Consider the following 8,855-nt stretch of genomic DNA (forward strand, 5'->3'; position numbering starts at 1 on the left):
TCGCAGGAGTGCTCACAAGCTCAGTTCTCAGGGCCGCCCGCGGGCACCAGCGCGGCGAGCCGGTCCACGGTGCGGGCGAGCCGTTCGGGCGGAAGCAGACCCGTGCCGCGACTGCGGGCGAAGTCGCTGAAGGTCTCGGCGGTGGTGTACTTCGGGGTGAAGCCGAGAGTCTCGCGCATCTGCGTCGTGTCCACCACCCTGCCATGGGTGAGCAGCCTGATCTGATCGCGCGAGAAGTCGGTGACCCCCGCCGTGCGCAGCATCTGCCCCACCCAGGTGACCGCGGGCAGCAGCACCGGCACGGTGGGCTTGCCGAGCCGCCGGGCCGTCTGCGACAGCAGCAGCACCCCGTCGCCGGCGATGTTGAACGTCCCGCTGTTGATGGTGCCGTTGCCCTCGTCGTGCAGGGCCAGCAGCAGTACGTCCATGACGTCGTCCTCGTGGACGAACTGCAACCGCGGGTCGTACCCGAGCACGGTCGGCAGCACCGGCAGCGCGAAGTACTCCGCCAGCGGCGTGTCGGCGTGCGGGCCCAGGATGTTGGCGAAGCGCAGCACCGAGACGGCCACGTCGGGACGGCGGCGGGCGAAGCCCCGCACATAGCCCTCGACTTCGACGGCGTCCTTGGCGAAGCCTCCGGTGGGCAGCGACTTCGCGGGCATGGACTCGGTGAAGACCGCCGGGTCCCGCGGCGCCGATCCGTACACGCTGGTCGTGGACTTGACCACCAGACGCCGCACGGTCGGAGCCTTCTGGCAGGCACCGAGCAGCTGCATGGTGCCGATGACGTTGGTCTCCTTGACCGCCGCGCGGCTGTTGCGGCCCGGCAGCGTCCCGCTCACGTCCATGTGCACCACGGTGTCCACGGACTGCTCGGCGAGCACCTTCGCGATCATCGGATGCCGGATGTCGGCCCGCACGAACTCGGCACCGTCCAGCTGATGCTCCGGCGGCAGCACATCGACGCCGACCACCCGGTCGACATCGGGCTCACGCATGATCCGTCGTACCAGCCGGCCGCTCAGCTGGCGGGCGACTCCCGTCACGAGCACCACTTTGCCCAAGATCAGCGCCTTCCTTCTTACCGCATATACGCACCGTATCGGTTCGATGTTGCGCCGTGATGACGCTCGACCGTACGAACACGGTCAACACCGTCAACCACCGTCGACGCAGTCCAGCAGGTCAGGGGAGGCCGGCCGTGCCCCCCGTCACGGCTACCCCGCCACCCGGGCCCGGAACGCCACTGCCCTCCCTCCACCGCGGACCGCGGTGGAGGGAGGGCAGTGGGAAGAGCGACGCGCAGCTCGATTACTTCTTGTTACGGCGCTGCACACGCGTCCGCTTCAGCAGCTTGCGGTGCTTCTTCTTGGCCATACGCTTGCGCCGCTTCTTGATGACAGAGCCCACGACTACCCTCGCTATCGTTTTCACTCGGTGCGGGGCGTCCGAGCCCACACGACCTACGTCGGCCAAGCCTACCCGCCCGGGGCCACCGAGCATAAACCGAGGCAGTCGTCAGGCAGTTTCCACCCCCACGTAGGACTCGCGAAGATAGTCATGGACGGCCTGCTCCGGGACGCGGAAGGACCTCCCCACCCGGATCGCCGGCAGATGACCGCTGTGCACCAACCGATACACGGTCATCTTGGACACACGCATCACCGCGGCGACCTCTGCCACGGTCAGGAACACGACCTCGTTGAGAGGCCTCTCGCTTGAAGCCATGACACACCTGTACCTTCCGCACACGACGGGCACCGGCTTCCCCTCCGGTGACTCCCTCTCGCATGTGCGCTCCTCCCCAGATTAGGTGCGCATGATGCAAGTGGGGAAGAGGAGTAGCGATCGGTTGACTACTGTGACAGACACGCTCGATTGAGTACATAGCGCGTAAGCGGTCGGTAGTAATCGGACCGCACAGCGTCATCAAGCGGAACCACGACCGAAACCCTGCCCTCCGCCTGGGCGACGAAAACGGCGGGGTCGTCGGAGTCGGCCAGCCCCATGGCCTCAATGCCCAGCTGACCTGCTCCGCAGACCCAGCCGTGATCGCCCACCACGAGGCTCGGCAGCAAGCCCCCGCGCGCCGCCGCGCCGGTCAGGGCGACCCGAACCGGGAGCGGGGAGTGCGTATGCACTCCAGGCGCACTCGGGGCGCCCTCACCCGGCGCACCGCGGAGCACCGCGACGCCCCCTACGTAGCGGAGGTTGTGCGGACGTAGGCCGAATTGCGTCGGCATGTCGACACGTCGACCATGCGATGGGGTGAGGACAGGGCATCCCGCCGCCGACAAGGCGGCAGCCAATCCGGCGTAGAAGCCCAGGAGCCGGTGCGGATGTCCGGTCCCGAGCAGGACCGGCTCCCTGTGCAGCGCCGCCTTCCGCAGACGGGCGGCGAAGGCGTCGAGCCCGGCCAGCGTGCGGTCCGGGTCGATCACATCTTGCCCCGAAGTGTGTCTCGGATCAGGCGAAACCCCGCATTGGTCAGCCATCAGGCGCAGCAACTCGGACGCCGTCCAGTTCCGTCCCGGATCCAGCCCGAGGGTCTGCCGCGGATCGCCGGCCGCGAACAGCCGGTAGCTGCGCAGACTCGTCTCCCGAGTCGTCGCCACCGGTCCGGCGATCCCCACCCCCACCAGATGCGCGCGCAGCGCGCCCACACTCACCACGGCCCGATGGTGGCCCGGACCGCACCGCACGCGCACCGGAACAAGCCGGACATCACTCCCGTGGGGTGCCCGTTCGGGCCCCCGGCCCGACAGGCTCCGCACGCGACGGCCGTTCTCCCTACACTTCCCACCAGGGGGCAAACCGCACGGCAGTGAGGGCGGTTCACCGTGACCGGCACCTTTCCCAACGGGACCGAGTTCGACTACGTCGTCGTGGGGGCCGGGTCCGCGGGGTGCGTGCTGGCGGCGCGCCTGTCCGAGGACGAGGCCGCACGCGTACTGCTGCTGGAGGCGGGCGGAGCGGAGCTCCCGCCGGCCGCGGCCCTGCCGCCGGCCTGGCCGAGTCTGCTGAACACCTCCCTGGACTGGGCGGACCGCACCACACCGCAGACCGAGACCGGCATCACCGTGCCGTGGCCCCGCGGCCGCGTCCTCGGCGGCAGTTCGGCGATCAACGCCATGAACTTCCTGCGCGGCCACCGCTCGAGCTACGACGCCTGGGCCGCCGAGGACGCCCCCGGCTGGGGCTTCGACGACCTCCTCCCCGCCTTCAAACGCAGCGAGAACCTCACCGGGGTCGCGGACCGCGACCCCGCGCTGCGCGGCATGGACGGTCCGCTGCGGGTCGGCCCCGCCGCCGACCCGCACCCGCTCGCCCGGAACTTCCTGCGCGCCGCGGCGCAGACCGGGCACCGCCGGGCCCGGGACCTCGCCGGGGGCTGGAGGAGGGATTCGGCTGGGGCGACCTCAGCATCGCCGACGGCGTCCGGCAGGACGCCGCCACGGCCTACCTCCGGCCGGTCCTGCACCGGCCCGGCCTGCACGTCGTGACCGATGCCCTCGTCCACCGGGTCACCCTGGACGGCGACCGCTGCACGGGCGTCGAGTACGCCGCCGGCGGTGAGTTGCGCACCGCGCGCCGCTCCCGCTCCGGAGCGGTCGTCCTGACCGCGGGAGCCATCGGCACCCCGCAACTGCTCATGCTGTCCGGCATCGGCCCGCGCAACCACCTGCGGAGGCTCGCCCTCCCCACCGCGGTGCACCTGCCCGGCGTCGGCTCGCATCTCCAGGACCACGTCCTGTCCGGGATCGTCCACCGCTCGGCCCGCCCCGTACCCCCCGGCGCCGGCAACCACGGCGAGGTCCAGGGACTGATCCGCTCCGGTCCGCAGGCCGCCTGGCCCGACGTGCAGCTGCAGATCGTCGACCTCCCCCTGCGGGAGGACAGCCTGCCCGGCCCCGGACCCGGCCAGGGATGGACGATCATGGTCGCCCTCATGACGCCGTTCAGCCACGGCACGATCCGCCTGGCCTGCACCACTCCCGGCGCGCCACCGCGCATCGATCCGCGGTACTACGCGGACATCCGCGACCTCGACGCCATGGTCCGGGGCCTGCGCGCGGCCAGGGAGATCGGCGAAGCCCCCGCGCTCGCGGAGTGGCGCGCCGAGGAGGTCCTGCCCGGCCCGGACACCGACGGCGAGAAAGACCTGCGCGCCTACCTCTGCCGCAATCTGCGCTCCTACAGCCACTACGCGGGAACCTGCCGCATCGGCACCGACGCGCACGCCGTCGTCGACCCCGCCCTGCGGGTCCGCGGCGTGGACGGGCTGCGCGTGGCCGATGCCTCGGTGATGCCGCTCCTGGTCTCCGCCCCCATCAACGCCACGGTCCACGCCATCGCCGAACGGGCCGCGGACCTGCTGCGCGACGCGGCCTGAGCGCCGCGGCCACGAGCCGCGGCCCTACGGCAGAAGCCCGTGCAGCGGGAACACCGCCCGCCGGGTCGCCAGGATCGCCTGGTCCAGCCGGTCCGCCGGGTCGTACCCCGCCTCGTGAAACCCGGCGAAGGACACGTCCCGTCCGTCCGTCATCCGCAGCGGCCCCATCTGCCGGGTCCTGCGGTACACCTCCGCACGCCATTCCTCGGGCGTCGCCGTCTCCGGCGCCACGGGCCGGCCCGCGGCGATGCCGACCAGGTGCGTCCACGACCGCGGCACGACGTCCACCACCGCGTACCCCCCGCCGCCCAGCGCCACCCAGCGCCCCTCGGCGTGCTCGTGCGCCAGGCCGTGCAGCGCCTCCGCGACCGCGCGCTGCGCGTCCAGGCTCACCGCCAGGTGCGCCAGCGGGTCCTCGAAGTGGGTGTCGGCGCCGTGCTGGGTCACCAGGACCTGCGGCCGGAACGCGGCGACGAGCTCCGGCACCACCGCGTGGAAGGCCCGCAGCCAGCCCGCGTCCCCGGTACCGGCCGGCAGCGCCAGGTTCACCGCGCCCCCCTCCGCGGCCGCGCCGCCGGTCTCCTCCGGCCAGCCCGTCTGCGGGAACAGGGTGCGCGGATGCTCGTGCAGCGAGATGGTGAGCACCCGCGGGTCGTCCCAGAACACGGCCTGGACCCCGTCGCCGTGGTGCACGTCCACGTCCACGTAGACCACACGCTCGGCGCCGAGCTCCAGCAGCCGCGCGATGGCCAGCGCGGCGTCGTTGTAGACGCAGAAGCCCGAGGCCGTCGCCGGCATCGCGTGGTGCAGGCCGCCCGCGAAGTTCACCGCGTGCGACGCCTCACCCCGCCAGACCGCCTCGGCCGCGCCCACCGACTGCCCGGCGATCAGCGCCGAGGCCTCGTGCATGCCCGCGAAGGCCGGGTTGTCGTCGGTGCCGATGCCGTACGACAGCTCCGTCAGGGCTTTGGGGTCGGCCGACGCCCGCCGCACCGCGGCGACGTACTGCGCCTCGTGGACCAGACCCAGTGTCGAATCGCCGGCGGCCGGCGCGGCCGCGACCGTCGCCGCCCGGTCCAGCCCGAGGGCCCGGACCAGCGCCATGGTCAGCGCGAGCCGCACCGGGTCCATCGGGTGCCCGCGACCGAAGTCATAGCCCGTTACCTGCTCGTCCCACATCAGCTGTGCGCGGCCGCTCATGGCCGCCACCGTATCGGGCGGGCTCCGTACCGAACGAGCGGGCGTACAGCAGCGTGGCCGACACCAGCACCATCGGCACCAGCATGGCGCCGCGGTAGCTCCACGCGTCGCCGAGCGCGCCCACCAGCGGGGAACCGACCAGGAAGCCGACGTAGTTGAAGATGTTGAGCCGCGCGATCGCCGTGTCCGACGCCCCCGGGAACATCCGCCCCGCCGCGGCGAAGGTCTGCGGCACGATCACGCACAGCCCGAAACCGAGCAGCGTGAAGCCCAGCATTCCCACCCACGGCCCCGGCGCCACCGCCACCACCGCGAACCCCGCCACCGCGACCACCGCTCCGGCCCGCACGACCGCCGCGGCCCCGAAGCGCCGCACCCCCAGGTCGCCGACCGACCGGCCGACGAGCGTCGTCACCATGTAGACGTTGTACGGGACCGTCGCCAGCTGTTCGGAGCTGCCGAGGACGTCCTGCAGATATTTCGCGCTCCAGTTGGAGACCGTCGAGTCGCCGATGTACGCGAACGCCATCACCAGGCAGAGCGGCAGCAGCATCCGCATCGCGACGGTCGCACCGGCCGCGGCTCCGGACGCGTGCGTCCCGTCCTGCGCCGCGGCCTTCGCGGGACCGTCGGCCGCCTGGTCGACGTACCAGCGGCCGGCCACCAGTGTCAGCGGGATCAGCACCGCCACCACGGGCCCGTACAGCACCGTCAGCGACAGGTGCCAGTGCGCCCCGGCCCATGCCAGTGACGCGCCGAGGATGCCGCCGAAGCTGTAGGCGGCGTGGAAGCCCAGCATGATGCTGCGGCCGTACGTCCGCTGGAGGCTCACGCCGAGCATGTTCATCGAGGCGTCCAGCCCGCCGACGCAGATCCCGAACACCGCCAGTGACAGGCCCAGTTGCCACATCGTGTCACCGGAACCGGCACCCAGCAGCGCCAGGCACACCACCGGCTGCACCCAGCGCAGCACGGCACTCGGCCGCACACGCTTCACCAGGTACTCGGTGGCCACGCTTCCGGCACCGGCCAGGACGGGCACCGCCGCGAGGAAGAGAGGCAGCAGCGCGTCACTGATGCCGTAGCGATCCTGCAGAGCCGGGATGCGCGTCACCAGGAGCGCGAAGGCCACACCTTGCGAGAAGAAGCTGACGGCCAGCGAGGCCCGCCCATGACGCAATCTGCCGTCGATGCCGTCCATGAGCGAGCAGCGTAGGGCCGAACCCTACGGACGGGTAGGTCGATCACATCATCAGTTTTCCCGGCAGGCCCGCCATTTCGGCGAAGAGCGACAGCGTCCCCGCGGCCCCCGCTTCCTCCAGCCGCGCCGGCGGGGTCATCGCCGTGAAGCCGTACGCGTCCATCCCCGCCGCGACCGCGGCCCGCACCCCCAGCGGACTGTCCTCCACCACCGCGCACCGCTCCGGATCGACGCCCATCACCCGCGCCGCGTGCAGGAACAGATCGGGCGCCGGCTTGCCCCGCCCCACATCCTGCGAACTGAAGATGCGCTCCTCACCGAAGTGCCCGTACAACCCCGTCTTCCGCAGCGCCACGCGGATCCGCTCATGGCTGCCCGACGACGCCACGCAGTACGGCACCCCGTCCGCGTCCAGCTTCTCGAGAACGGCCGCGACGCCCGGCACCGGCTGGAGCTCACGGCGGAAGCCCTCGAACACCCGCGCGTAGTACGTCGCGTCGAAGTCCTCCGGCAGCGGCTGCCCCGATCGCTCGGCCACCAGGTCGTGCACACGGTGCATGGCCGACCCCATGTAGTCGCGCAACGACTCCTCGTACGTCGTCGGATGCCCGTGCTCGGTCAGCAGATCGGCGAGCACGTGATTCGCGATCGGCTCGCTGTCCACGAGCACACCGTCGTTGTCGAAAATAACCAGGTCGTAGCGCACGCGGTCAACTGTAGTGGACGCAAAAAAGCCTCAACCCCCGAGCCGGAGCTCGGGGGTTGAGGCTAATGATTGTTCGGCGGCGTCCTACTCTCCCACAGGGTCCCCCCTGCAGTACCATCGGCGCTGAAAGGCTTAGCTTCCGGGTTCGAAATGTAACCGGGCGTTTCCCTAACGCTATGACCACCGAAACACTATGAAACTGTCGAACCGGCACCGGCACAAAAAAGCCGGGGTTCGTTGTTTCAGAACTACACAGTGGACGCGAGCAACCTACGGACAAGCCCTCGGCTTATTAGTACCGGTCAGCTCCACCCATTACTGGGCTTCCACATCCGGCCTATCAACCCAGTCGTCTACTGGGAGCCTTAACCCCTCAAGGGGGTGGGAGTCCTCATCTCGAAGCAGGCTTCCCGCTTAGATGCTTTCAGCGGTTATCCCTCCCGAACGTAGCCAACCAGCCATGCCCTTGGCAGGACAACTGGCACACCAGAGGTTCGTCCGTCCCGGTCCTCTCGTACTAGGGACAGCCCTTCTCAAGACTCCTACGCGCACAGCGGATAGGGACCGAACTGTCTCACGACGTTCTAAACCCAGCTCGCGTACCGCTTTAATGGGCGAACAGCCCAACCCTTGGGACCGACTCCAGCCCCAGGATGCGACGAGCCGACATCGAGGTGCCAAACCATCCCGTCGATATGGACTCTTGGGGAAGATCAGCCTGTTATCCCCGGGGTACCTTTTATCCGTTGAGCGACGGCGCTTCCACAAGCCACCGCCGGATCACTAGTCCCTACTTTCGTACCTGCTCGACCCGTCAGTCTCACAGTCAAGCTCCCTTGTGCACTTACACTCAACACCTGATTGCCAACCAGGCTGAGGGAACCTTTGGGCGCCTCCGTTACACTTTAGGAGGCAACCGCCCCAGTTAAACTACCCACCAGACACTGTCCCTGATCCGGATCACGGACCGAGGTTAGACATCCAGCACGACCAGAGTGGTATTTCAACGTTGACTCCCCCCAAGCTGGCGCTTGGAGTTCACAGTCTCCCACCTATCCTACACAAGCCGAACCGAACACCAATATCAAGCTATAGTAAAGGTCCCGGGGTCTTTCCGTCCTGCTGCGCGAAACGAGCATCTTTACTCGTAGTGCAATTTCACCGGGCCTGTGGTTGAGACAGTCGAGAAGTCGTTACGCCATTCGTGCAGGTCGGAACTTACCCGACAAGGAATTTCGCTACCTTAGGATGGTTATAGTTACCACCGCCGTTTACTGGCGCTTAAGTTCTCAGCTTCGCCCCGACGAATCAGAGCTAACCGGTCCCCTTAACGTTCCAGCACCGGGCAGGCGTCA

7 protein-coding genes, 2 rRNA genes and 1 pseudogene (1 of these 10 cut by a window edge) are annotated in these 8,855 nt (G+C 69.3%); 1 reads left to right on the forward strand and 9 read right to left on the reverse strand.

The genetic code is table 11. The features are described from left to right. Positions 1 to 20: 20 nt before the first annotated feature. The 4 genes from RV983_RS16450 to RV983_RS16465 form a co-directional block, all read right to left on the reverse strand. Entirely contained in the window at positions 21 to 1,064 is a 1,044-nt protein-coding gene (locus RV983_RS16450; protein ID WP_475986532.1) for an NAD-dependent epimerase/dehydratase family protein, read from the reverse strand. Between the two features lie 247 nt (positions 1,065 to 1,311). Next, positions 1,312 to 1,410, reverse strand: a complete 99-nt coding sequence (locus RV983_RS16455) for a 30S ribosomal protein bS22 (protein WP_003948845.1) — start codon at positions 1,408 to 1,410, stop codon at positions 1,312 to 1,314. 108 nt (positions 1,411 to 1,518) lie between these two features. Beyond that, on the reverse strand, positions 1,519 to 1,728 hold the full coding sequence (locus RV983_RS16460) for a helix-turn-helix domain-containing protein (RefSeq protein WP_319665659.1): 210 nt from the start codon (positions 1,726 to 1,728) through the stop codon (positions 1,519 to 1,521). Positions 1,729 to 1,856: 128 nt separating this feature from the next. Then, positions 1,857 to 2,672: a phosphatase gene (locus tag RV983_RS16465; RefSeq protein WP_475986533.1), complete on the reverse strand. Its 816-nt coding sequence runs from the start codon at positions 2,670 to 2,672 to the stop codon at positions 1,857 to 1,859. 168 nt (positions 2,673 to 2,840) lie between these two features. Here RV983_RS16465 and RV983_RS16470 point away from each other — a divergent pair. Continuing rightward, positions 2,841 to 4,393: pseudogene (locus tag RV983_RS16470) on the forward strand (GMC family oxidoreductase). 24 nt (positions 4,394 to 4,417) lie between these two features. On the opposite strand, the gene RV983_RS16475 reads toward RV983_RS16470, so the two are convergent. The 5 genes from RV983_RS16475 to RV983_RS16495 form a co-directional block, all read right to left on the reverse strand. Next, entirely contained in the window at positions 4,418 to 5,593 is a 1,176-nt protein-coding gene (locus tag RV983_RS16475; protein ID WP_475986534.1) for an acetoin utilization protein AcuC, read from the reverse strand. Further along, a complete protein-coding gene (locus tag RV983_RS16480; protein ID WP_475986535.1) occupies positions 5,544 to 6,794 on the reverse strand; it encodes an MFS transporter in 1,251 nt (416 codons plus the stop codon). Before RV983_RS16480 ends, RV983_RS16475 begins: the two co-directional genes overlap by 50 nt. 43 nt (positions 6,795 to 6,837) lie before the next feature. Then, entirely contained in the window at positions 6,838 to 7,500 is a 663-nt protein-coding gene (locus RV983_RS16485) for an HAD family hydrolase (RefSeq protein ID WP_475986536.1), read from the reverse strand. Positions 7,501 to 7,571: 71 nt separating this feature from the next. After that, a 5S ribosomal RNA gene (rrf, locus tag RV983_RS16490) occupies positions 7,572 to 7,688 on the reverse strand. Between the two features lie 84 nt (positions 7,689 to 7,772). Next, positions 7,773 to 8,855 (reverse strand): 23S ribosomal RNA (locus RV983_RS16495); it runs 2,041 nt beyond the window's last position.

It is taken from the genome of Streptomyces sp. RLA123 (assembly GCF_056270165.1).

Coding starts and splice junctions, on each gene's coding strand:
- RV983_RS16475 (WP_475986534.1), bottom strand. CDS start 5,593: ATGAGCGGCCGCGCACAGCTGATGTGGGACGAGCAGGTAACGGGCTAT.
- RV983_RS16460 (WP_319665659.1), bottom strand. CDS start 1,728: ATGGCTTCAAGCGAGAGGCCTCTCAACGAGGTCGTGTTCCTGACCGTG.
- RV983_RS16480 (WP_475986535.1), bottom strand. CDS start 6,794: ATGGACGGCATCGACGGCAGATTGCGTCATGGGCGGGCCTCGCTGGCC.